This window comes from Gaetbulibacter sp. M235 (assembly GCF_043876835.1).
In the GTDB taxonomy this organism is placed as follows: Bacteria; Bacteroidota; Bacteroidia; order Flavobacteriales; family Flavobacteriaceae; genus Yeosuana.
This window is the reverse complement of sequence record NZ_JBAWJZ010000002.1, coordinates 209738-232109: the sequence shown is the minus strand read 5'-3', so window position 1 is coordinate 232109 and position 22372 is coordinate 209738. Positions and strand designations below refer to the sequence as shown.

The following is a 22372-nucleotide window of genomic DNA, read 5'->3' as shown; positions in this document are numbered from 1 at the left end:
TTTTTGGTTTTATCTAATTAATGTTAATGATTTTCATTATCTTTCAAAGTACTAATGTGAACTATTTTTAGCAATCCAAAAATGATAACTTTAGTCCTTCCGAGTTAGAAAATTTTCTTTTAAAAATGCCTGTAAATCATTTTAATATTAAAGGCTTAACCGATGAGGAAGTCATCGTTGCACGCGATAAATTTGGGCAAAATACCTTAAACTACAAACAAGAGAACAGTTTTTTAGAGGTCATAAAAAAATTGGTGAAGGAGCCCATGATTATTCTATTGTTGGCCGCTTCTCTTATTTATTTTGTGAGTGGAAAACCAGGTGATGGTATTTTCCTTGCATCTGCCATTATTATCGTTTCTATAATTTCCCTATATCAAGACGCAAGAAGCCGAAATGCCTTGCAAAAACTAAAAAATTTCACACAACCTAACTGTAAAGTCATACGAAACTTTAAAACAGAGGAGATAAAAAGCGAAGACCTAGTAGTTGGAGATTATCTTGTTGTTACAGAAGGGACTTTAATTGCCGCCGATGGTATTATTGTTCATTCCAATGATTTCTCCGTGAACGAATCTATTCTTACAGGAGAATCCTTATCTGTTTTTAAAGACAAGGACAAAACTGATAATTTAATTTTTAAAGGTACTACTGTTGAAAGTGGGCTAGCCATAGCTACTATTACAAGTATTGGTAACAAAACTAAATTAGGAGAAATTGGCAAAAGCCTTGAAGATATCACCGAAGAAAAAACACCGTTAGAATTACAAATAAACGATTTTGTAAAAAAAATGGTTTTTGCCGGTACAGTCATTTTTATTGTTGTTTGGATTATTAATTATTTTCGCTCCTACAACATATTAGATAGTTTGCTAAAGGCACTTACTTTAGCTATGAGCATTTTACCAGAAGAAATTCCTATGGCATTTACCTTTTTTATGGCAATAGGCGCTTGGCGATTAATGAAAATGGGAATAGTGGTAAAACAAATGAAAACTGTTGAAACATTAGGCAGTGCCACAGTAATTTGTACAGATAAAACTGGAACTATAACTGAGAATAAAATGAGTTTAGCTAAGCTTTTTACGCTCGCTGCACCCGATTTCACGAATCCAGAATCCAAATTAACAGAAGATGAAAAAACCCTAATAATAACTGCCATGTGGGCAAGTGAACCAATCCCGTTTGACCCAATGGAAAAGGCTTTACACCAAGCTTATTCAGATTTAATAGTAGATGACAAACGTACTCATTTTAAAATGGCACACGAATATCCTTTAGATGGTAAGCCACCCATGATGACCCACATTTTTGAAAATAATGAAGGAAAAAGAATTGTAGCCGCCAAAGGAGCTCCAGAAGCATTGATACCCATTTGTACTTTGACATTGGAGGAGAAACTTAAAACTGAAAAAGCTATAAGAACCCTAACCAATCAAGGGTATAGAGTTTTAGCCGTATGTGAAAGCGATTTTAAAGGTGACGCCTTTCCGAAAACACAACAAGAAATCAGGTTTGTATTTAAAGGAATAGTTGCATTTTATGATCCTCCAAAGAAAAACATAAATAAAGTATTAGAGCATTTTTACCAAGCAGGAATTTCAGTAAAAATAATCACAGGCGACAATGTCGAAACAACCACTGCTATTGCTAAAGAAGTTGGTTTCAAGAATTTTGAAAAAAGTATTGCAGGTGATGACTTAATGAAGTTATCAGATAGTCAACTGCAAGAATCTGTAATGAATACAACTATTTTTTACAGAATGTTTCCCGAAGCAAAGCTAAAAATAATCAATGCTTTAAAATCAAAAAATCAAATTGTGGCGATGACTGGCGATGGCGTTAATGATGGTCCTGCATTGAAAGCAGCACACATAGGTATTGCCATGGGAAAAAAGGGAACAGAAATAGCCAAACAAGCGGCTTCTCTCATTCTGTTGGAAGACGATTTATCAAAAATGGTGGATGCCGTAGCCATGGGAAGAAAAATTTACACCAATCTTAAAAAAGCCATTCAATATATTATTTCTATTCACATACCTATTATCCTAACAGTTTTTATTCCGTTAGTATTAGGCTGGATTTATCCAAATATATTTTCTCCTGTTCATATTATTTTTTTAGAATTAATTATGGGTCCGACCTGCTCTATTATTTTTGAAAACGAGCCTATAGAGAAAAATACCATGTCTAAAAAACCAAGACCTTTTACTACTACTTTTTTTAACAGAAAAGAGTTGATAACAAGTGTTTTTCAAGGAATAGGAATTACAGCAGGAACGCTGTTTGTATATCAATATTCTGTTTACCACGGATTTGACGAAGCTCATACTAGAGCCATGGTATTCACGGTTTTAATAGTTGCCAATATTTGCTTAACCCTTGTTAATAGGTCATTTTACTATTCTGTATTTACTACACTGTTATATAAAAACAACATGATTTTACTTATCATTGCTGTTACAATTATTATTACAGGTTTACTACTTTTCATCCCAACTTTGACAAAATTCTTTGAATTCAAGACACTTAATACACCAGAGTTAATGACTTGTCTCATTATAGGTTTATTATCAGTAATCTGGTATGAGTTTGTGAAATTAAGAGCACGTTTAAAAAAATTATAAGCTAAGCCTCAAGCCACATTTTAAAATCCTTAACACGTTCTCTTGCAACAACAACCTCATCATCATTAAAAGTATTTAATTTTATTTGCAAACGTGAGTTTGTATAACTTACCATGTCTTTTATAGCAACAATATTTACAAAAAACTTACGATTTATTCTGAAAAAAGTTTTTGGTTCTAATTCATTTTCTAAAAGCTCCAAAGTGGTATCAAGCAAATAATTTCTTCCCTCTCTTGTATATAAATAGGTACCCTTATTTTCGCTATAAAAACATTCAATATCTTCTATATTAATAAGTTTTAAGTGTTGTCCAACTTTTACAGAAAAGCGTTTTTTATACTCACGGTCAATTGGATTTACCAAAAGTTTTTTAATTTCATTAAAATCTAAGGTTACTGATTGCTTTTCAGGTAATCGGTTTTGATATTTCTTTACGGCTTTAGCTAAATCTTCTTCATCAATAGGCTTCAATAAATAATCTATACTGTTAAGTTTAAAAGCTTGAAGTGCATACTCATCATAAGCTGTAGTGAAAATAACTGCACTTTCAATATCAATAGCTTCAAAAATTTCAAATGATAACCCATCACTTAATTGAATATCTAAAAAAATTAAATCTGGATGTTCATTGTTCTGAAACCAATTAATGCTTTCTTCAACAGAATGCAACATGATATTTGCTTCAATATTTTGGTTACTTAACATGCGTTGTAACCTACGCGCCGATGGTTTTTCGTCTTCTATAATGATTACTTTCATTCCCAACGTTTTTTATCTTTATCCATGAACTCTTTAATTTTACGCTGTTCCCAGTTTTTTCCAAAAAGAAAATCTGGACCAAAAACACCTAGAAAGTGAAAAAACAGACCAATACCCCAAAAAATAGCGGTGGAGAATGTTCCAAAACTCCAAAAATTGCCGTCTGCTCTTCCAATCATTAAAATCAGAAATAAATTTATAATGACATAAGATGCTAAATGCCAATAGAAACCTAGAATTTTCTTTACCTTTTTCTGAGCTCTTATATACGCCTCTTGGCGATAAATATCATTTCGAGCCGTATTTTCTTCTTTATTATCAATGCTATATTTTGTCATGATTCTATCATTTTAAATGTTATTCCCAACGTTTTTCTTCTTCCTCACGCATTAGCTCTTCAATTTTACGCTGCTCCCAGTTTTTTCCTAAAATACCATTGTTTACAAATACATGATAAGCGTGGAATGCTAAACCCATTCCCCATCCTAATATTGGAAACCAAAACCAATGAAAATCCCAATAAGTTCTGTAGTTTATAAAAATTAAAAAAGGTATTACTAAACAATAAGATATAAGATTGTAATAAAATCCTTTTAATTCTTCAACCTTTTTTCGGGCTTTAATGTATTTATCTTCCATGTTGTTATTTGATTGTGTTCTCATGTTTTTAAAAATTTATTTCCATCGAGTGTCTTCTTCTTCAGCCATATACTGTTTTAATTTACGTTCTTCCCAATTACGACCAAAAATACCATCACTAACAAATAATTTAAAAGCAGATATAGTAATACCTATGCCCATACCTATCATTGGGAACCAAAACCATTGAAAACCCCAATAAGTTTTATAATTAATAAAAATTAAGAATGGAATTACTAAAAAATAAGAGATGATACTATAATAGAATTCTTTAAGGGAATCTATATGCTTACGTGCCCTTAAATAACTATCGTCTACTTTTGAAATTACTGTTGTTTCCATATTAGATATTAGTTTGGTAAGCATTGGTATTGACACGGCAAAACTGTTTACTTGTTGATTTATGTATACTCTTTTGTTTGACAATAAATTGTATCGTTGTTTAATATTTTCTAAACCAACACCACTACTCTTCTTTACTATCTGTTTAGGTTGCAGATTATTTTCAACAACCAGATTACCTTCACTTTCATAAATTTTAATATGCAATGGTTTACTGGTAGTTACCATATTATGTTTTACTGCATTTTCCAATAACAACTGTAATGATAGAGGCACTACTTTGCTTTCTGGATTTGATGCTTTTTCTGGTATTTCAAAAATAATACTGTCTTCAAATCGCATTTTAAGTAAAGACATGTACGTTTTGGCAAATTCTAACTCTTCATCAACTGTAACCAATTCTTTGTTTTTTTGTTCCAAAACATATCTATACACTTTTGACAAAGAAGTTGTGAATTTTTGTGCGTTCTCTGGGTTTTCTTCAATTAAACTTGTTAATACATTCAAGCTATTAAAAAGGAAATGCGGATCTAATTGATTTTTTAAAGCATCAAATTTTGCGCTTGCTGTTCCTGCAATGACTTTTTGTTCTTTAATTTTATTTTGCTGATACTTGTTATAAAAATAAATAACATGAAAAATGATAATAATGGTTAAAGTAATCCATAACCCAAAACGATAATATTCAAATTTTTCATGAGTTACAAAATAAATTATTGATTTTCCGTTAAGTAATGTTTCAACAAATCCTCTAAGAAAAAATAATGCTATTAAAGTAATTAAAGTAGAGCCTCCAATTCCTATAATAATTCTTTTTATTCTTTCTTCCTTTTTCCAATTTCTATTTTCTAAATATTCAAAAAAATACATATTTGAATATCCAATAACAAAAGAGTATAACTGGTATAAAACAAAATCAATTAAAAATTCATTGAGATTTTTAAAATCGAAGCCACTTGAAAATAAGTTACCTACTGTAAAAACTAGGCATCCAATAATAAAGGTTATAATAATATTTTTATATGATTTTGTCATGATATACTTCTAAACTGAAAATTACTACTCTTTGCAAGATTCTAACAACATTTTTACTCTGTCTTCACCCCAATTTGGATGAAAAGGAGTTTCTGGTTTAAAGTTAATAAAAAGTTCTAAAGCTCTTTTCAGATCCTCACAAAATGGCTTAGTGTCTTGTCCAAAATATTTTGCTCCTCCAATACCCCACTCTGCTTTACAATATACAACACGTGGATTTTCTGGTGCTATTTGTTCTGCTTGTGCATAAATTGCAACAACTTTAGGAGACATTGTCATCCCATAAGCAGCACCATCATAAGCTACCCAAGCTGTATATAACAAGGCTTGGAGAACTAAAATTTCAGGATTATTTTTAGAAATTGCAGTGGCATCATTAATTAAATCTTGTGCTTTCTTTAATTGGGCCATTAACTTATCTTCGTCTCTTACCCCAAAGCTGTTCACAATATTTACTTGAGCGGCATAATATGGAGGCAACCAATTATCTGGTTCTGCATTAGCAATACGTTCAAACATATTGGATGCTTCTAGCGGATTATTACTTCCCCAAAGTTCAAAGGCCTTTTGCATACCTTTTTCATAATTTGACTGTGCGTTTAGCAAACTGGTAACGAATATTACTGAAATGATAACTAATTTTTGCATATCTGTTTGTTTTTAAATTATTGAACAAATATCAAATAGAACTTCAATAAGTTAAAAAGAGAATAACCGAATTGTCATATTTACACGATGAGATGTTATATTAAAAAAAACCACTTCAAAATCAAATTAAGATTTTAAAGTGGTTTATATAAACGACTAAATCTATAAATATTTAATGTCTCTGTTAATTCTTTTTTAATTTAACTTGCCATGTATTTAAATACAATAGGCACACTATAAGGTACTTTTACAGGTCTCCCTCTTTGCTTACCAGGAATCATTTTAGGGAGTAATTTTATGATACGCTCAGCTTCAGCCTCTAAAACTTTATCTGGACCTCTTGAACGGATACTAGACACATATCCTTTCGCATCAATCACAAAAATCACAAATACTTTTCCTTGAATTCCAAGATCTAAAGCTTGTTCTGGATATCTGAAGTTTTTAGCAACATGTTCTTCCATTTTGAGTTGAAAACAAGCTCTTTTTTCAGCTTTGGTTCCTTTTTCACAACCTGGAAAAACCGGCACATCTTCAATAACTGAAAAAGGGACTTCAACATCCTCTTCTACTTCTTCAACAGCAACATCGGAAACTGAAACTATTGGATCGGCTATCTTTTCGCTTTGGTTTGTTTCTGTGCTTTCAATAATTGTTTCTTCTATTTCTGTAACGTCTTCAACAATTTGAATAGATTCTTGTACAGCTATAGGTGGTGGAGGGGGTGGAGGTGTATTTACATTTACTATTGGAATTTCTTCTTCAAAAACCTCATCCATACTTACAATATCTATATCGATAACAGATTTATCATAGGTTTTATATTCCAACAACTGCCAAGAAATAAACAGCATGATTGCGAGTCCGATAGCAAAATACAAACTACTATTCCGACCTATTTCCATGTCTGGGTTTTTCTTAATTTCCATGACTATCAGATTTAAATTTGTAGTATAAATTTACTCGAAAAACCAACAAAAAAATATGATATTTGTCATATCCAAACATCATATTTATGAATTTAATAATTTGATGATAAAAATGATTATATAATTTATATTTTTATCAAAAAGTGAAGTTTTTTTTAAATAGTTTACAAATTATCCAATTGATTACTTTTTTTATCTTCACTAATTGTCCAGAAAAAACCAACAAAAAAGAATTGATCTGCCGATGGCAATAATGCCTGTCTTTCAAAAATTCCATTGGCACTTGGCGTATTTGCATATTGATAACCATTTATATTTTTAAAGCCTAGCACATTGTTCACAGAGGCATACAATATTTTTTGAGGGCTAATTAAATATGCCCAATTAAGGCTTAAATTATTATATGGTTTTGTTTTTTCATTTAGAAATCCTGTAGTATTTGGGTTGGTATAGGTTCTTCCTGTAGCAAATGCATAACTAAAACCAACCTGACTTCTCCAGTCATTAATCCAGTATTTTCCAACCAAAGAAAGGTTATGCGTATTAGCAAAATTTGGTTGCCTTTTACTTGGATAATTTCTGTAATCGCGTTTTGTGTCTAAAAAAGAATAACTCACCCAATAGTCCATGTTTTTAATGGTTTTACTATCTCTCCAAAACAAATCAATTCCTTTTGCATAACCATAGCCCTTGTTATTATAATTGCTATTGAATTCGGCAAATTCTGTATCATATTTAACCAAATTACTGTAATCTTTTATGTAAGCTTCTGCTCTAAATATCTTGCGTTCTGCATTAAATTGATAGTTAAGAATATAATGAACAGTTTTTTGAGCATTCAAATCTTGATTAAACTTCAAAATATTGCTGGATGGGTTTTGATAAAAATCGCCATAAGCTAGTGATAACTGACTTCTTTTTGAAGTTTTATAGGCCAATGAAAGTCTTGGTGACATAGTAAATTGATTAAACAATTCGCTATATTCCAACCTTAATCCTGACTTGAATGCTAAGTTTTTTGATAAGAAAATATCACCTTCGGCAAAAGCTGCAGCAATATTATTATTATAATCATATAGTATATTATTTGTATTAGTATCTGAATAATCTTCATTAAAATTTGAAACAAAATATTCTGTTCCAAAATTGAGTTTGAACCGATTGCTAAAACGCTTTTTAAATGTCACTTTTGCATGCATAGCATTTTCTGTATCATTTACAAGCATATCAGTTAACTTTAAGTCATTATTTCCATGTGTATAGCTCAATCCTCCAGATATCGTCCAAGTATCGCTTAAAACTCCATTATATGATCCGTTAAAATATAAGTTATCATTTTTCAATTTAAAATGAACACCATCAGGTTCATTAATATCCTCTTGTGTTAATTCGAAGTTGGTAGCATCAAACGCAGCATAAAGCTTTAATAAACCAGAATTGCATTTTTTTCTATAGACGGCTTCACCTGAAGCGGTTTCATATGGTTTTATCCATTCATTTCTACTAGGAAAAATCGCATTATAAGGAGCTAAATTAATGTAAGATGCATTTACACTTAATGAACTTGTTTTCCATTTTTGAGTATTTCCTAAAGTTGCACCTAAACTCATAATCCCTATATCAGTCTTTTCTTGATCGGGTTCATCAATGGTGTTTAATAATAAAACACTTGATAAAGCTTGCCCAAATTCTGCTGAGTATCCACCTGTTGAAAACGTTATGCCATCAAATAAAAATGGTGAATATCTACCTCTTGTTGGCGAATTATTTGTTGTTGGCGTGTAAGGAGTAAATACCCGGATTCCATCAATAAAAATTTGCGTTTCTTCTGCTTCGCCTCCGCGAACAAATAATCTGCCATCTTCGGCTACTGTCGCCGTTCCAGGTAGCGTTTGCAATGCTCCAATAAAATCACCCAAAGCACTCGCAGTAGTAACGACATCTAAAGGTTTTAATACACTTACTTTGCTATTATCTCCAGCTTGAAAGGTTCCTGCAGAAAGCACAACAGCATCTAAAGTGTTAATATCTTCACGAAGCTTAACAGTTAAATCTTTCATGTATGAAACATCACCAATCATTGAAAATGTTTCAAAAGAGATATATGAGACTTTTAAGGTTTGGGTTCCAGTTTCGGTTGTCTTAAAAGAAAATTTTCCATTTTCATCTGTGGTGCTTCCATCATAAGTTCCTTCTAAAAAAACATTTGCGCCAGCTAATGGAACATCATTATTATTCAAAACAATACCATTAATTGTTTGTTGAGCACTTAATTTAAACCCCATTAAAACTATAAAAATAATGATGCCTTTTTTCATGATTGATTTTGTGTTTGGTTTTGATGAGCCAAAATTGAGAAAGAAAATTTCTATTAAAAATTGTAATTAACCGAACTGTAAAATTTAGTGACTGAATTGAAATCTTAGAAAAGAAGAAGAACTCAAATGTTTTGATAACACAAAAAAAATCTTGTTAAGCAATTCATCTATTTGATTAAAAATCAATGTTTTTTTCACAAATTTTTTCTAATTATTTTTTTATATATTAGCCATATCAAGCTATAATAATATTGGATTTTATGCTGCAAAAAAGAACTATAGATTTTGCTTATAGCTTATATTTAAAAAACTAATAATCAGTGTTTAATAAAATATATTTAAACTTTTACTTTAATAATATAAATTTAATTGAAGAAACATCAAAATACTTATTTATATAAAAATTATTTCACTTTATAGGACACATAAAATTGTTTTTAAAAATTAAAATTTATACACCTTTGTAACGTTTTAAATTTTTAAGCTACTTACCTATTAACTAACACATCAAATTGGATAAAGAACTAGAACATAGTTTTGTTGAATTGCTTGAAAAGCATCAAAATATTATACATAAAGTATGTAGATTATATACAAATAATTACGATGCTCATAATGATTTATTCCAAGAAATCACTATTCAACTATGGAAAGCATATCCAAAATTTAGAGGCGATTCGAAATTCAGCACATGGATGTATCGGGTTGGATTAAACACCGCTATCACCTTGTTCAGAAAGTCAAAACGTACAATAAGTACTCAAGACTTTAATGGCGTTGAATTTAAAATGAAAGCTGAGGATTATGATGACACTGAAGAGCAACAACTAAAGACTTTGTACCTAGCAGTACATGAATTAAATGACATTGAAAAAGCTTTGGTGTTTTTATATTTAGAAGACAAAGATTATAGAGAAATAAGTGAAACAATGGGTATTAGTGAAGTTAATGCACGTGTGAAAATGAATAGAATAAAAACCAAACTTAAAACCATACTTAATCCGTAACATTATGGATGAATTAGAATTATTAAAAAAAGACTGGGGAAAACAAGATGGTCCATATAAAAAACTATCAGCTAACGACATTTACCCTATGTTACAAAAAAAGTCGTCTTCAATAGTTAAGACTCTTTTTTACATAAGTATTGGCGAACTGGTATTTTGGATTTTAATAAATACTATCCCCTATTTTTCATCTGATAGCTACAGAGAAAAATTGGATGCTGTTTACGGTAATGATTTTATATTGGCTGTGTTAACCGTAATTAGTTATGGTGTTATTTTACTGTTTATATATTTATTGTTCAAATCCCATAAAGCTATTTCTGTTACAGACAATGCCAAAAAATTAATGGAAAGTATTTTAAAAACCCGTAGAGTTATTAAATACTATGTGATTTACAATTTAGTAATGGCTTTTATTTCTATGGTTGTAGGATTATATTTTGCCATAATTCACAACCCAGAATACTCAGAAACTATTTCTCATTTAGACAAAAAACAAATTCTGCTAGCTTATGCTATGATGATAGGTTGCGTTGCTGTTTTTGTGTTTATAATATGGCTTTTTTACAAGCTTTTATATGGATTGTTATTAAAACGACTTAACAGAAATTATAGAGAATTAAAAAAATTAGAGGTTTAACTCTGTTTCAACAACATCTCCTATATTCATATTGCCAAGTTGAATTGTTCCTACACGAATTCTAACTAATCGTAATGTAGAAAAACCAACGGCTGAAGTCATTTTACGAACTTGACGAAATTTACCTTCATTAATTGTTATTGAAATCCAAGAAGTTGGTCCGTGCCTGTCATCTCTAATTTTTTTTGACCGTATTGGTAAATCGGGGATCTCATTCAATTTAAAAACCTCACAAGGCTTGGTGATGTATTTTTTGCCACTAAAACCAATTTCAATGCCAGACTTTAATTTCTCAATGGCTTCAATAGAAATATCACCATTTACTTGAGCATAATACTCTTTATCTACTTTTTGACTGTTTACAAAATCACTCATTTTACCATCAGTGGTGATAAGCAATAAGCCTTCAGATTTTTCATCAAGTCTACCAATAGACATACTTCCTTCAGGAAAATCAAACAAGCTTCCTAAAAACTTTTTAGACTGTTCTTTTTTAGCATTACTTTGAAATTGACTCAATACACCATAAGGTTTATAAATAATATAATGCTTATGTTTATTACTAGAAAGATTCATTAAGAATATTATATACGAGTTCTTTGGTTGGCTGTCTACCTTTAATTTTCAATCTTACCTCATCAAAAGATACCCTGAAATCGCAACCATTTTTATAATTTGAGCAACCATAAGCTGATTTTCCTTTAATAATAGTTCCTGTTTTACACTTAGGACAACTTAATGTATCTGAAATGTCTTTTTTTGATTTCTTTTTAGGCTCTAATACAAGCTTAAAAACATCATCAAACCTAAGCAAACCTTCTATGCTGCCTGAACCTGATTTAAAACCTTTTAAATTAACTGTAGAACCTTTTTGAAGCAATCTTAGATATTGGTTTTCTGATATCTTTTTACCTTTAAATTCAAAAGGCAAAACAAAATCGCATCCTGTTTTATATAAACTACATCCGTAAGCAGATTTTCCCTTTATAAGATGTCCTTGTTTACATTTTGGACAAGTTTCAGCTTTAATACCATTTTCCTTTTTTATCGATTCTTTAGCTTCTTTCTGTTTGGAAACTTCAGTATATGAAATATTGGCTCGATTCGTTTCACTTCTCACTTCATACACCAAATTTTCAACCATTTTTTTCATGTTAACAATGAATGTATTAACACTAAAGATGCCTTTTTCAATATCTTTTAATTGCTTTTCCCACAAACCGGTTAACTCTGCAGATTTTAATAACTCATTCTGAATGGTATCAATCAACTGAATACCTGCTTGTGTTGGCAATACTTGCTTTTTATTTCGAATGATATATTTTCGCTTAAAAAGGGTTTCAATAATGTTTGCTCTGGTTGAGGGACGACCAATACCATTTTCTTTCATGAGTTCTCGCAAATCATCGTCTTCAACCTGTTTCCCGGCTGTTTCCATAGCCCTTAACAATGAAGCTTCCGTAAACTGATTAGGTGGTTTTGTTTCCTTTTCTAAAAAAGATGGTTCGTGTGGTCCTCTTTCTCCTTTAACAAAAGTTGGCAATATATCAGGTTCCTTTTCTTTGGTTTTTTCAGTTTCAAAAACTTCACGCCACCCTTTTTTTAATATTTCTTTTCCTGTAGTTTTAAATACCACACTATCAGCTTTTCCTATAACTGTAGTGTTTGAAACCAAACAATCATCATAAAAAACAGCCATAAATCGCCTTACAATACTATCATACACCAGCTGCTGATTGTACTGCAGGTTAATTTGAATCCCTGTTGGAATAATAGCATGATGATCAGTCACTTTTTTATCATTAAAGACTTTTGGCGATTTTTTTATTTTCTTCCCTAAAAGGGATTGTGTTAATTCTTTATAATTGGTTAATTTTTGAAGAATCCCAGATACTTTTGGATAAATATCACTAGGTAAAAACGTTGTATCTACTCTTGGATAGGTAACCACTTTTTGTTCGTATAAAACCTGAGCTATTTTTAGTGTGTCTTCTGCAGAAAACCCAAATTTGGTATTGCAATACACTTGCAAACCTGTTAAATCAAATAATTTTGGAGCATATTCATTTCCTTTTTTCTTTTCAATGGAAACAATTTCAAAATCACTTTCTTTTACTTTATTTGCTAATACTTCACCATCTTCTTTCTTTAAAAAACGTCCTTCCTCATAACTAAACAAAGTATCGCGATATAAAGTTTGCAATTCCCAATAAGGTTGCGGCTTAAAATTTTCAATCTCCTTAAATCGGTTTACAACCATCGCCAATGTTGGAGTTTGTACGCGACCTATTGAAAGCACCTGTTTATAACCACCATGCTTAACAGTATACAGTCTGGTTGCATTCATACCTAAAAGCCAGTCTCCAATAGCTCTTGAAAAACCAGCATGATATAAATTGTCGTAATTTTTTGAGGGTTTTAAATTTTCAAAACCTTCTTTAATGGCTTCTGTGGTTAAGGAAGAAATCCACAAACGTTTTACTTCACCTTTATAATCAGCTTGATTCATTACCCAACGCTGAATAAGCTCTCCTTCCTGACCAGCATCACCACAGTTTATAACAACTTCAGCCTTATCAAATAGACTTTTTACAATTTTGAATTGTTTTTGAATACCAGAATTTGCAACTACTTTGGTTTGAAACTTATCTGGCAACATGGGCAAATTATTTAAATCCCAACTTTTCCAATAAGGTTTATAATCAATGGGTTCAAAAAGTGTGCACAAATGTCCGAACGTATAGGTAACCGCATAACCATTGCCTTCAAAATAACCATCGTGCTTTGTGTTAGCGCCCAAAACAGAAGCTATTTCACGGGCAACACTAGGCTTTTCTGCAATACAAACTTTCATTAATTTCTTTTGATTTATAACGTTGCAAAATAAGGATTTTGATAATTTTTTTGAAGTGGAGTTATTAGGAGTTATTAACGAGTTTAAGTTAATTGACAAGAATTGGGTTATCAATTAAGTTATGGAAATCATGTAACTCCTTGAAGATATCATATAACTCTATGGCAAATGAAGAACCTACCTTTGTAATGTGATATATTTCACACATAAATAATATAAATATATATGAGAATTAGAAAATTTTTAACGATAACAGCAGTTGTTTCAGCTATTTTATTTATTGGTTGTGACAAAAATGATGACAACAATACTCCCATTTCTACTGTTAATGAAACCTTTCCAGCAAATAACACAGCGGGAGTTTCTCGTAATGCAGTCATAACAGCTACTTTTAGCGACCCTATGGATGCTTCAACAATTACAACTTCCAGCTTTATGGTAAAACAGGGAACAAATGAAGTTTCTGGTTCAGTTAATTATTCTGGAGATAAGGCAACCTTTACACCAACAGATAATTTATCTGCAGGTAAAATTTATACAGCTACTATCACTAGAGATGTAAAAGATTTAACTGGTCAATCTATTGCATCTGATCTGGTTTGGAATTTCACAACTGGAGGTACATTAACTATTCTTAGTGCAGTAAATCTTGGCGCTTCTGCTAATTATGTGATTTTAGCGAAAACAGCAATTAACAATTCTTCAACTTCAATTATTACTGGTGATTTAGGATTAAGTCCTGCTGCAACTTCGTATATTACTGGATTAGCATTGACCAATGCCACAGGATATGCAACATCAGCACAGGTTACAGGAAAAGCATATGCAGCTGACATGGCAGATCCAACTCCAATTAATTTGACTACAGCAGTTGAAAATATGATTACTGCATATAATGATGCAGCTGATCGCCCTTCTCCTGATTTTGTTGAATTAGCAGCAGGAAACATTGGTGGAAAAACACTTACACCTGGTCTTTATAAATGGACCAATTCAGTTACTATACCATCATCAATCACCATTTCGGGTACAGCAGATGATATTTGGATATTCCAAATTGCAGGTAACCTTAACATGAGTACAGGAATTAATATGACTTTAGAAGGAGGCGCTCAAGCTAAAAATGTTTTCTGGCAGGTAGCAGGTGAAGCAACTTTTGGAACAACTTCACATTTTGAAGGTATTTTACTTTCAATGACAGGAATTACATTTCAAACTGGTGCAACCATGAATGGAAGGGCTCTTGCTCAAACTGCCGTTATTCTTGATGCAAGTTCAGTCACAGAACCACAATAAACTATAAAAAATATAATAGTTAAAGAGGTGAACCGAAAGGGTCATCTCTTTTTTTATTTAACGTATTATGAGTTTTAAGTCAAAAACAAAAATTAAGATCTGATTTTTGAATTGACTTTTTATTTATCTATTTTTAAAACGAGAAGATTACTGAAAATAGGTTACCAAAAACTAAAACAAACTTTGTCCAAAAGTAAGTAAATTATTATCTGGGTCTAGAATTGAGAACTCTTTTTGTCCCCATGGTTTATTTTCCAATGGCCCATTTGGATGTATCTCAGTTTTGTTTCTTAATAATTCCTTATAAAATTCGTCAATAGCATCCGTTCTAATATAGACTTGTCCATAATTTTCTAATGGATTCAGTTCTTTAAACTCGAAAAAATGAATCTGGATATTGTCTTTTTGCACCATTAGATAACCATCATAATCTGCGTTCCCAAATGCTTCAAACCCTAATTTATCGATATAAAATTTTCTTGTAATTAATTTATTACGCATAGGAAGTTTAGGATGTATTTGAGTAAGCATATCCCTTATTTTAATGTACTACCATTCACGTAATTTATTCAACTCTTCTAAAGCAGCTAATTCTTTTTCAGAAACAACTTTTAAAAACGAAGGATGCTGCTCAATGGCAAATTCTATTTTTTCAACAATTTGCTCTGTTGTATCGTTTTCATAATCAATTTCTAAAGGCGCCTTGATTTCCATAGACTGAAGAATATTTTTCTTCTTAATTCTCAAGCCTTTTTTATCAAATGAGCGTCTAAATCCATCAATCACAATTGGAATTACAATAGGTTTGTAACGCTTAATAATATGGGCTGTTCCTTTTCTAATAGGCTTAAAAGGCGTAGTAGTTCCTTGAGGAAATGTAATTACCCAGCCATCATCTAAAGCTTTACCAATATTAGATATATCGCTCATTTTAACCTGTCTATTCACATCTTTTCCTTCAGCTCTCCAAGTACGCTCAATACTTATTGAACCCACATATGCTAATATTTTTGGCAGCAAACCTGCTTTCATGGTTTCTTTTGCCGCCACATAATAAATGTTAAGCTTAGGATTCCATAAATAGCCAACGTTTTTTATTGAATCTACCCTACCGCTTAAACTGGCATTAAATACATGGAACATAGCAACAACATCGGCAAAATATGTTTGGTGATTTGATATGAATAACACATTAGTATCGGGTAAAGTTTTAAAAACTTCTGACCCTTCAATTTGCAGTTCATTAAAACCTCTAAAGCGACTGTGAGTAATCGCTCCTAAAATTCTAATCAACCATTTTTTTATTATGAGAATATGCCCAAAAGGATTTCGTTTAAACAACGCCATACATCACTCTTCTATTAGTTTAATTTTACAAATGTAATAAAACTATAAATTACATCAATTGTTTTAGCAGGTCTTTAATCTCGCTTAAAATCATGGCTGTTGCTCCCCAAACAATATGTTCATTTAATTTAAACGCAGGCACTTCAATCTCAACCTTATATGATGTTGGTACCATTTTTGAAACAACCACAGCATCATCAATAAAATGTTTTAAAGGTACTTCAATAATAGCTTCAACCTCAGTTTCATCTTTAACAAACATTGGAATCTCACTTGTAATCCCCAAAAAGGGCTGTACATAAAAATTACTTGGCGGAATATAAACTTGGGTTAATTGACTTAAAACTTCAATATGATTAATTGGCACACCTATCTCTTCAAAAGTTTCCCTTAATGCAGCTTCTTCAAGTGATTTATCACTCGCTTCAAGTTTTCCACCAGGAAATCCAACTTGAGCAGAATGCACGCCATTATATGTTTTTCTAAGAATTAAAACCAAGTTTGTTTGCTGACTCACATCTGGATAAAAAAGTGCCAAAACACCAGCTTTCTTAGCATATTGCATCTGTTCTTTATGCTTTTTTAAAAGCTCCACACGAAATGGTGGTGCCATTTTAAACTGAGAACTTTCGGCTGGTAGCGGTATATTTTTTATTTTTGAAATTCTTAATAAAAATTTATCAAAATCCATTTCATGAGAATTGTATATCTATTATGTCTTTTCCTTTTGCTTTTAAATTGTGAAGATAAGCATTCTAAAAAAAATGTAAAGCAAGAAACTATAGAAAACAAAGTAGAAAAAAAAGATACTATTGCAGTAGTTGAAGATGATTATGACAAAAAAGATTTTCCTGTATTAGATGGACTTATGAATGCTATGGAATTCTTTTTGGAATATGAAAAACACCATAAAGAAAACAAAGTAAGACTAACAACAGATTTTGGAACCATTGATATCTTATTATTTGAAGAAACTAAATTCCATAGAGTCAACTTTATTTATCTAACTAAAAGAGGATACTTTGATAACACCCAATTTTATAGGGTAATTAATAATTTTATGATTCAGGGTGGAAACAGCGACGATAAAAAAACTGCTAGAAAAAGAGCCGAAATTGGCAGATACTTATTGCCAACCGATACCAAAAGAGGTTTTACTCATGAACGTGGTGTTATTTCCATGCCCAGTGGAGAGATTGACAACCCTTACAAATTAGCGTCTCCTTTTGAGTTTTTTATTGTACAGCAACAAGGTGGCTCTCATTTTTTAGATGGTGATTACACCATTTTTGGAAAAGTCATTGACGGCATGGATGTGGTTGATAAAATAGCAGCCGTTAAAACTGATGATGCTGACTGGCCTCTTGTTAACATTTATATTAGAAAAGCTGAGATTATCAATTAATCTCTATAAATGGTTGGCAAACCTATTTTGAATTTTACTGCCAATAAACGGACCACGATTACAACAATTCCAGATATCGCAAAAATTAAATTACCATCTATCGGAAGCTTTCTCAACAAAAAATAAGAAATTCCTCCCAATATACATGCAGTGGCATAAATTTCCTTTCTGAAAATGACTGGAATTTCATTACATAAAATATCTCGGATCACACCTCCAAAAGAAGCCGTAATGGTTCCCAAAGCAATACAAATTATAGGATGAAGCCCAACACTCAATCCTTTTTCAATACCTACAAGAGTATACAAACCAATTCCTATGGTATCAAATAAAAACAAAGATGTTCTTAAATAGTTTATTTTGCTTCTAAATACAATTGCAAAAATTGATGAAGCCAATATAACATATGTATAAGTTATATCTTGCATCCAGCTCACGGGAGTTTGCCCTATAAGTAAGTCTCGTAACGTTCCGCCTCCAACGGCTGTAACAAAGGCTATTATTAGGATGCCAAATACATCCATTTTTTTATTAATGGCAATAAGAACCCCTGAAATAGCAAAAGCTATGGTCCCTAGTATATCTATGATATAAAACATAATGCCAAAAATAATCAAATTATAAAATATACCACTTATACTAATGAAAGTGATTCATCTTATAATTTGATTAATACTTCAGATTACTTTAAATCCTAAGAAAATAAATGATGCTTATTATTTAAATGGTTTCATTCAACCAAGCTTTCATCATCCAAACGGTTTTTTCTTGTTCTGTTATAAAATCACTCATCATAGAATTGGTTCCCTCATCATTGGCCTCTCCAGATTTATTTAGGATTGCTCGTTCAATTTTTAATAATTCAGATAAAGAATCCACTACTAAATTTACTGCTTTTTCGTCTTGAGATATATTTTTACCAATTGGAACCTGAGCATTTTCAATATAATCTTTAAATGTATGAAGCGGTGTTGCTCCTAATGTTAATACTCTTTCTGCAATTAAATCAACCTTCATATTAGCATCCGTATATAATTCTTCAAACTTAACATGCAAATCAAAAAAACGTTTGCCTTTAATATTCCAGTGAATGCCTCTTAAATTTTGATAATATGTTTGAAAATTAGCTAATAATATATTTAAATCTTTAGCTAAATCTTGAGTTTTTTCTTGGTCTAATCCTAAACTATTTAGTGTCATTTTGTACTATTTTTTTATTTACTACAAATTTAATTTATAATTAACACTCTTTACGATAAGTTTTATTGATAGTTTTTATAATTTTATAGCCTAAATTGATACCGATGACAATCACACAATTATATTATGTTTTAGCAGTTGCTGAGCATCAAAATTTCACAAAAGCCGCAGAGAAGTGTTTTGTAACCCAACCTACACTTAGCATGCAAATTCAAAAATTAGAGGACCAATTGGATATCTTAATTTTTGACCGAAGCAAAAAACCAATTGAACTTACCGATGTTGGAAAAAAAATAGTAAATCAGGCAAGAAATATTGTAAACGAATCTTACAGAATACAGGATATTGTAGATCAACAAAAAGGGTTTATAGGTGGTGCATTTAAACTAGGTATAATCCCTACAATAATGCCAACATTGCTCCCTATGTTTTTAAAAACATTTATAAAAAAACATCCTAAAGTAAAGCTTAAAATTGAAGAACTTACAACTGATGAAATCATTACCAGAATTAATGATGGACATTTAGATGCAGCTATAGTAGCAACACCTTTAGAGCTCGATACTATAAAAGAACGAGTGCTATATTATGAACCATTTGTAAGTTATATTCCAAGAAGTCACAGGTTACATCAAAATAAAAAAATTGCAGTTTCTGATTTAGACATTAACGATATGCTGCTTTTAGAAGATGGACATTGTTTTAGAGATGGTGTTATTAACCTTTGCAAAGCTTTTAAAAATAATACTGAAGATAGTTTTCAAATAGAAAGCGGAAGTATTGAAACACTAATAAAATTATCAAATGAAGGTCTTGGAATGACACTTTTACCTTACTTACATACTTTAGACATTAAAGATAATGAAAAAGACAATTTACATTATTTTAATGATCCAAGTCCTGCCAGAGAAGTAAGCATCATTTATCATAAAAGCGAATTGAAAATGCAAATTATTGAAGCCTTACAAGCCACTATTTCTGGCATTATAAGAGGCGCCATTGCATTTCAAAATGTCGAAATCATTAGTCCAAAATCAAAATAAAAAAAGCGACATGTTTGTCGCTTTTTTTTTATCTGTTTAAATAAACTAAAGATTGGTTTAATTCAGGATTCTGCTGTACCAGAGAAAGAATGAATAATTTTAATTCTTCAATCTCATAAGGCAATAATCTTTGAACTGCCTTTTGTACCTCTCTGCAGAATAATGTTACATCAAAACTAACTTTTTTAAGAATCGTTTTGGTGTATTCTAACATTGCTCTTGCCATAGTATAAATTAAGTTTTGGTTGGGTAAAATTACTAAATTGATAACTTTATAATTGGCGGATTATTTTAATTAATGGGTCTAATTTAATGAAAAAAATGCAACAATTTTAACTTTAAAGTAAAAATTAACATTTAAAATCTATTATCTCCATCTAGTAAATTTCCAATACCTCCCAGAATACTACCTTCACCTTTTTGCTTTCCTCCACCTTGAGGTGCAGAAGCTAAAACTCTACCAGCTAATCTACTAAATGGTAGCGATTGAATATACACAATTCCAGGACCTTGAAGCTTTGCAAAAAACAAACCTTCACCTCCAAAAATAGTGTTTTTAATACCTCCAATAAACTCAATATCGTAATCAACGTCTTTTGTAAAACCTACAATACAACCTGTATCGACTCTTAATGTTTCACCACGTTGAAGTACTTTTTTTGCCATAGTTCCACCCGCATGAACAAAAGCCATACCATCACCTTCTAACTTTTGCATAATAAAACCTTCACCTCCAAAAAGGCCTCGTCCTAATCGTCTGCTAAATTCAATTCCAATACTAACTCCTTTTGCAGCACATAAAAAAGCGTCTTTTTGACAAACAAATTTGCCTCCAAATTCTGTTAAATCAATTGGGATAATTTTTCCCGGATATGGAGAGGCAAAAGACACTTTTCTCTTTCCTACAACAGTATTATAGAAAGCGGTCATAAATAAGCTTTCACCTGTTAGTATTCTCTTTCCAGCCCCTAAAATGGAGCCTAAAAATCCTTGGTTTTGAGTTGAACCATCACCAAAAATGGTTTCCATTTTAATACCATCATCCATCATCATAAAACTGCCTGCTTCGGCAATTACACCTTCTTGCGGGTTGAGTTCTATTTCTACATACTGCATTTCTTCTCCATACAAATGATAATCTATCTCATGTGCTGTCATAATTATATTTTTTTTGATTTAATTATTTGTTGAACTGAAGTTGATTTTGTTACAATAAAATAAACTTTTAACTTTTATTTTTCACTTTAATACTCCATTCAAAATTAAAAGTTGATACAACGATACCTTCTTCGTTAACTCCAACAGATTGCATTAAAACTGTTTGTCCTTCTCCAGTTTCTATTGTTTTGCTAATTGCTTCATCTATTAAATGCCCATCATTACAAATAAATGTTATTTTTCCTGTTGCCTTTTTTGTGTATGTTGAATTATTAGCTGTCACCAACATAGAAATAGGGCGCCCTGAATCTTGTATTTTTCCAATCATTAATGCTCCCGTTGAAAATTCTGCTGCCATACCTTGAACTGCCCAAAACATAGATTTAAAAGGATTTTGATTAATCCATCTATGCTTTACAGTTACTACACATTTTTTATCATCTATATATTTGGTTCTAACACCACATAAAAAGGCTGACGGCAATTTAAAAATAGTGTAAACATTCAGTTTTCTAGGAGTTATTTTCATTATTAGGTTTTTAATTTTCCTCTAAATTATTGAAAATAATCCACATTAAAATTGTTAAAATTATGTTAAGTTATGGTACTATGTGTTACATAATACCTGCTTTTAGATATATATTTGTATAAGATATTATTATATACTTTGAAATCATGCTAGACAATCATCAAAAAAACATCGCAACCTTTATCCATTTATCTACATTTAGTAGATTTATTATTCCATTAGGAAATTTTATTGGTCCTATTATTCTTTGGGTAAGTAATAAAGAAAAATCTGAATTTATTGATGCTCACGGTAAACAAGCTATAAATTTTCAAATTAGTATTTTACTATATGCAATTATTTTAGGCACTATTAGTATTCCGTTTTTCATCTTTAATATCTTTAGTAATTTTGATTTTATTGATTTTAACGGCTTGCATGATTTTCATATTAATATAGGTAAACCTTCTCCTCTATTATATATAGGTGGTGCTTTAGGTGGGTTAGCTATTCTTGGTTTTATTTTAGAATTGGTTTTCATAATAAAAGCTAGTTTAAAAGCAAGAGATGGCGAATTATATCAATATCCTTTCACAATTAATTTCATCAAATAATC

General features: G+C 31.1%; 24 protein-coding genes. 7 read left to right on the top strand and 17 right to left on the bottom strand.

Annotated features, from left to right (window positions below):
* The first annotated feature begins 125 nt into the window (after positions 1-125).
* Positions 126-2627 carry a cation-translocating P-type ATPase gene (locus V8G69_RS03745; RefSeq protein ID WP_394880469.1) on the top strand — a complete coding sequence of 834 codons (2502 nt, stop codon included), beginning with the start codon at positions 126-128 and terminating at the stop codon, positions 2625-2627.
* A gap of 1 nt (position 2628) precedes the next feature.
* On the opposite strand, the gene V8G69_RS03740 is transcribed toward V8G69_RS03745, so the two are convergent.
* From V8G69_RS03740 to V8G69_RS03710, 7 genes are all read right to left on the bottom strand, one after another.
* On the bottom strand, positions 2629-3387 hold the full coding sequence (locus V8G69_RS03740; RefSeq protein WP_394880468.1) for a LytR/AlgR family response regulator transcription factor: 759 nt from the start codon (positions 3385-3387) through the stop codon (positions 2629-2631).
* On the bottom strand, positions 3384-3725 hold the full coding sequence (locus V8G69_RS03735; protein WP_394880467.1) for a 2TM domain-containing protein: 342 nt from the start codon (positions 3723-3725) through the stop codon (positions 3384-3386). Before V8G69_RS03735 ends, V8G69_RS03740 begins: the two co-directional genes overlap by 4 nt.
* 19 nt (positions 3726-3744) lie before the next feature.
* A complete protein-coding gene (locus tag V8G69_RS03730) occupies positions 3745-4050 on the bottom strand; it encodes a 2TM domain-containing protein (RefSeq protein WP_394880466.1) in 306 nt (101 codons plus the stop codon).
* A gap of 12 nt (positions 4051-4062) precedes the next feature.
* Entirely contained in the window at positions 4063-5403 is a 1341-nt protein-coding gene (locus V8G69_RS03725; RefSeq protein ID WP_394880465.1) for a histidine kinase, read from the bottom strand.
* Between the two features lie 24 nt (positions 5404-5427).
* A complete protein-coding gene (locus V8G69_RS03720; protein ID WP_394880464.1) occupies positions 5428-6051 on the bottom strand; it encodes a hypothetical protein in 624 nt (207 codons plus the stop codon).
* 200 nt (positions 6052-6251) lie between these two features.
* A complete protein-coding gene (locus V8G69_RS03715) occupies positions 6252-6980 on the bottom strand; it encodes an energy transducer TonB (RefSeq protein WP_394880463.1) in 729 nt (242 codons plus the stop codon).
* A 164-nt stretch (positions 6981-7144) separates the two neighbouring features.
* On the bottom strand, positions 7145-9298 hold the full coding sequence (locus V8G69_RS03710) for a carboxypeptidase-like regulatory domain-containing protein (RefSeq protein ID WP_394880462.1): 2154 nt from the start codon (positions 9296-9298) through the stop codon (positions 7145-7147).
* Positions 9299-9810: 512 nt separating this feature from the next.
* Here V8G69_RS03710 and V8G69_RS03705 point away from each other — a divergent pair.
* Together V8G69_RS03705 and V8G69_RS03700 are read left to right on the top strand one after the other, a co-directional pair.
* Complete coding sequence (locus tag V8G69_RS03705) at positions 9811-10305, top strand: RNA polymerase sigma factor (protein ID WP_394880461.1); 495 nt, start codon at positions 9811-9813, stop codon at positions 10303-10305.
* Positions 10306-10309: 4 nt separating this feature from the next.
* Positions 10310-10945 (top strand): hypothetical protein, encoded by a 636-nt coding sequence (locus V8G69_RS03700; RefSeq protein WP_394880460.1) that lies wholly within the window; start codon positions 10310-10312, stop codon positions 10943-10945.
* Here the strand turns inward: V8G69_RS03700 and V8G69_RS03695 are convergent.
* Both V8G69_RS03695 and V8G69_RS03690 read right to left on the bottom strand, forming a co-directional pair.
* Entirely contained in the window at positions 10934-11521 is a 588-nt protein-coding gene (locus V8G69_RS03695; RefSeq protein ID WP_394880459.1) for a pseudouridine synthase, read from the bottom strand. The two genes, V8G69_RS03700 and V8G69_RS03695, sit on opposite strands and share 12 nt — an antisense overlap.
* Positions 11508-13799: a DNA topoisomerase 3 gene (locus tag V8G69_RS03690; protein WP_394880458.1), complete on the bottom strand. Its 2292-nt coding sequence runs from the start codon at positions 13797-13799 to the stop codon at positions 11508-11510. The genes V8G69_RS03695 and V8G69_RS03690 overlap by 14 nt, the downstream gene beginning before the upstream one ends.
* Positions 13800-14024: 225 nt before the next feature.
* Between V8G69_RS03690 and V8G69_RS03685 the strand changes: the two genes are divergently transcribed.
* Positions 14025-15095 carry an ice-binding family protein gene (locus V8G69_RS03685; RefSeq protein WP_394880457.1) on the top strand — a complete coding sequence of 357 codons (1071 nt, stop codon included), beginning with the start codon at positions 14025-14027 and terminating at the stop codon, positions 15093-15095.
* Positions 15096-15266: 171 nt separating this feature from the next.
* Here the strand turns inward: V8G69_RS03685 and V8G69_RS03680 are convergent, their stop codons facing one another.
* From V8G69_RS03680 to V8G69_RS03670, 3 genes are read right to left on the bottom strand one after another with little or no spacing between them, the layout of a single operon-like run.
* A complete protein-coding gene (locus V8G69_RS03680) occupies positions 15267-15626 on the bottom strand; it encodes a bleomycin resistance protein (protein WP_394880456.1) in 360 nt (119 codons plus the stop codon).
* Between the two features lie 18 nt (positions 15627-15644).
* Complete coding sequence (locus V8G69_RS03675; protein WP_394880455.1) at positions 15645-16442, bottom strand: lysophospholipid acyltransferase family protein; 798 nt, start codon at positions 16440-16442, stop codon at positions 15645-15647.
* Positions 16443-16491: 49 nt separating this feature from the next.
* Positions 16492-17133, bottom strand: a complete 642-nt coding sequence (locus tag V8G69_RS03670; protein WP_394880454.1) for an NUDIX hydrolase — start codon at positions 17131-17133, stop codon at positions 16492-16494.
* A gap of 3 nt (positions 17134-17136) precedes the next feature.
* Here V8G69_RS03670 and V8G69_RS03665 point away from each other — a divergent pair, with 3 nt between their 5' ends.
* Positions 17137-17847, top strand: coding sequence for a peptidylprolyl isomerase (locus V8G69_RS03665; protein WP_394880453.1), 711 nt, complete (start codon positions 17137-17139; stop codon positions 17845-17847).
* On the opposite strand, the gene V8G69_RS03660 is transcribed toward V8G69_RS03665, so the two are convergent.
* Both V8G69_RS03660 and V8G69_RS03655 read right to left on the bottom strand, forming a co-directional pair.
* Positions 17844-18446 (bottom strand): trimeric intracellular cation channel family protein, encoded by a 603-nt coding sequence (locus tag V8G69_RS03660; RefSeq protein WP_394880452.1) that lies wholly within the window; start codon positions 18444-18446, stop codon positions 17844-17846. The genes V8G69_RS03665 and V8G69_RS03660 overlap by 4 nt on opposite strands.
* Positions 18447-18567: 121 nt before the next feature.
* Positions 18568-19047: a Dps family protein gene (locus V8G69_RS03655; RefSeq protein ID WP_394880451.1), complete on the bottom strand. Its 480-nt coding sequence runs from the start codon at positions 19045-19047 to the stop codon at positions 18568-18570.
* Between the two features lie 104 nt (positions 19048-19151).
* Here V8G69_RS03655 and V8G69_RS03650 point away from each other — a divergent pair, with 104 nt between their 5' ends.
* Positions 19152-20090, top strand: a complete 939-nt coding sequence (locus V8G69_RS03650) for a LysR substrate-binding domain-containing protein (protein ID WP_394880450.1) — start codon at positions 19152-19154, stop codon at positions 20088-20090.
* Between the two features lie 28 nt (positions 20091-20118).
* Here the strand turns inward: V8G69_RS03650 and V8G69_RS03645 are convergent, their stop codons facing one another.
* The 3 genes from V8G69_RS03645 to V8G69_RS03635 form a co-directional block, all read right to left on the bottom strand.
* Positions 20119-20316 carry a hypothetical protein gene (locus tag V8G69_RS03645; protein WP_394880449.1) on the bottom strand — a complete coding sequence of 66 codons (198 nt, stop codon included), beginning with the start codon at positions 20314-20316 and terminating at the stop codon, positions 20119-20121.
* Between the two features lie 131 nt (positions 20317-20447).
* A complete protein-coding gene (locus tag V8G69_RS03640) occupies positions 20448-21248 on the bottom strand; it encodes a TIGR00266 family protein (RefSeq protein WP_394880448.1) in 801 nt (266 codons plus the stop codon).
* A gap of 67 nt (positions 21249-21315) precedes the next feature.
* Positions 21316-21777, bottom strand: a complete 462-nt coding sequence (locus tag V8G69_RS03635) for a DUF4442 domain-containing protein (protein ID WP_394880447.1) — start codon at positions 21775-21777, stop codon at positions 21316-21318.
* A 146-nt stretch (positions 21778-21923) separates the two neighbouring features.
* Between V8G69_RS03635 and V8G69_RS03630 the strand changes: the two genes are divergently transcribed.
* The gene (locus tag V8G69_RS03630) at positions 21924-22370 is read left to right on the top strand and encodes a DUF4870 domain-containing protein (protein ID WP_394880446.1); all 447 of its coding nucleotides are present in this window, start codon (positions 21924-21926) and stop codon (positions 22368-22370) included.
* Positions 22371-22372 lie beyond the last annotated feature (2 nt).

What these genes read in the sequence shown, in the direction of transcription:
- V8G69_RS03745 (WP_394880469.1), top strand. Translation starts at nt 126, where the DNA reads ATGCCTGTAAATCATTTTAATATTAAAGGCTTAACCGATGAGGAAGTC.
- V8G69_RS03740 (WP_394880468.1), bottom strand. Translation starts at nt 3,387, where the DNA reads ATGAAAGTAATCATTATAGAAGACGAAAAACCATCGGCGCGTAGGTTA.
- V8G69_RS03735 (WP_394880467.1), bottom strand. Translation starts at nt 3,725, where the DNA reads ATGACAAAATATAGCATTGATAATAAAGAAGAAAATACGGCTCGAAAT.
- V8G69_RS03730 (WP_394880466.1), bottom strand. Translation starts at nt 4,050, where the DNA reads ATGAGAACACAATCAAATAACAACATGGAAGATAAATACATTAAAGCC.
- V8G69_RS03725 (WP_394880465.1), bottom strand. Translation starts at nt 5,403, where the DNA reads ATGACAAAATCATATAAAAATATTATTATAACCTTTATTATTGGATGC.
- V8G69_RS03720 (WP_394880464.1), bottom strand. Translation starts at nt 6,051, where the DNA reads ATGCAAAAATTAGTTATCATTTCAGTAATATTCGTTACCAGTTTGCTA.
- V8G69_RS03715 (WP_394880463.1), bottom strand. Translation starts at nt 6,980, where the DNA reads ATGGAAATTAAGAAAAACCCAGACATGGAAATAGGTCGGAATAGTAGT.
- V8G69_RS03710 (WP_394880462.1), bottom strand. Translation starts at nt 9,298, where the DNA reads ATGAAAAAAGGCATCATTATTTTTATAGTTTTAATGGGGTTTAAATTA.
- V8G69_RS03700 (WP_394880460.1), top strand. Translation starts at nt 10,310, where the DNA reads ATGGATGAATTAGAATTATTAAAAAAAGACTGGGGAAAACAAGATGGT.
- V8G69_RS03695 (WP_394880459.1), bottom strand. Translation starts at nt 11,521, where the DNA reads ATGAATCTTTCTAGTAATAAACATAAGCATTATATTATTTATAAACCT.
- V8G69_RS03690 (WP_394880458.1), bottom strand. Translation starts at nt 13,799, where the DNA reads ATGAAAGTTTGTATTGCAGAAAAGCCTAGTGTTGCCCGTGAAATAGCT.
- V8G69_RS03685 (WP_394880457.1), top strand. Translation starts at nt 14,025, where the DNA reads ATGAGAATTAGAAAATTTTTAACGATAACAGCAGTTGTTTCAGCTATT.
- V8G69_RS03680 (WP_394880456.1), bottom strand. Translation starts at nt 15,626, where the DNA reads ATGCTTACTCAAATACATCCTAAACTTCCTATGCGTAATAAATTAATT.
- V8G69_RS03675 (WP_394880455.1), bottom strand. Translation starts at nt 16,442, where the DNA reads ATGGCGTTGTTTAAACGAAATCCTTTTGGGCATATTCTCATAATAAAA.
- V8G69_RS03670 (WP_394880454.1), bottom strand. Translation starts at nt 17,133, where the DNA reads ATGGATTTTGATAAATTTTTATTAAGAATTTCAAAAATAAAAAATATA.
- V8G69_RS03665 (WP_394880453.1), top strand. Translation starts at nt 17,137, where the DNA reads ATGAGAATTGTATATCTATTATGTCTTTTCCTTTTGCTTTTAAATTGT.
- V8G69_RS03660 (WP_394880452.1), bottom strand. Translation starts at nt 18,446, where the DNA reads ATGTTTTATATCATAGATATACTAGGGACCATAGCTTTTGCTATTTCA.
- V8G69_RS03655 (WP_394880451.1), bottom strand. Translation starts at nt 19,047, where the DNA reads ATGACACTAAATAGTTTAGGATTAGACCAAGAAAAAACTCAAGATTTA.
- V8G69_RS03650 (WP_394880450.1), top strand. Translation starts at nt 19,152, where the DNA reads ATGACAATCACACAATTATATTATGTTTTAGCAGTTGCTGAGCATCAA.
- V8G69_RS03645 (WP_394880449.1), bottom strand. Translation starts at nt 20,316, where the DNA reads ATGGCAAGAGCAATGTTAGAATACACCAAAACGATTCTTAAAAAAGTT.
- V8G69_RS03640 (WP_394880448.1), bottom strand. Translation starts at nt 21,248, where the DNA reads ATGACAGCACATGAGATAGATTATCATTTGTATGGAGAAGAAATGCAG.
- V8G69_RS03635 (WP_394880447.1), bottom strand. Translation starts at nt 21,777, where the DNA reads ATGAAAATAACTCCTAGAAAACTGAATGTTTACACTATTTTTAAATTG.
- V8G69_RS03630 (WP_394880446.1), top strand. Translation starts at nt 21,924, where the DNA reads ATGCTAGACAATCATCAAAAAAACATCGCAACCTTTATCCATTTATCT.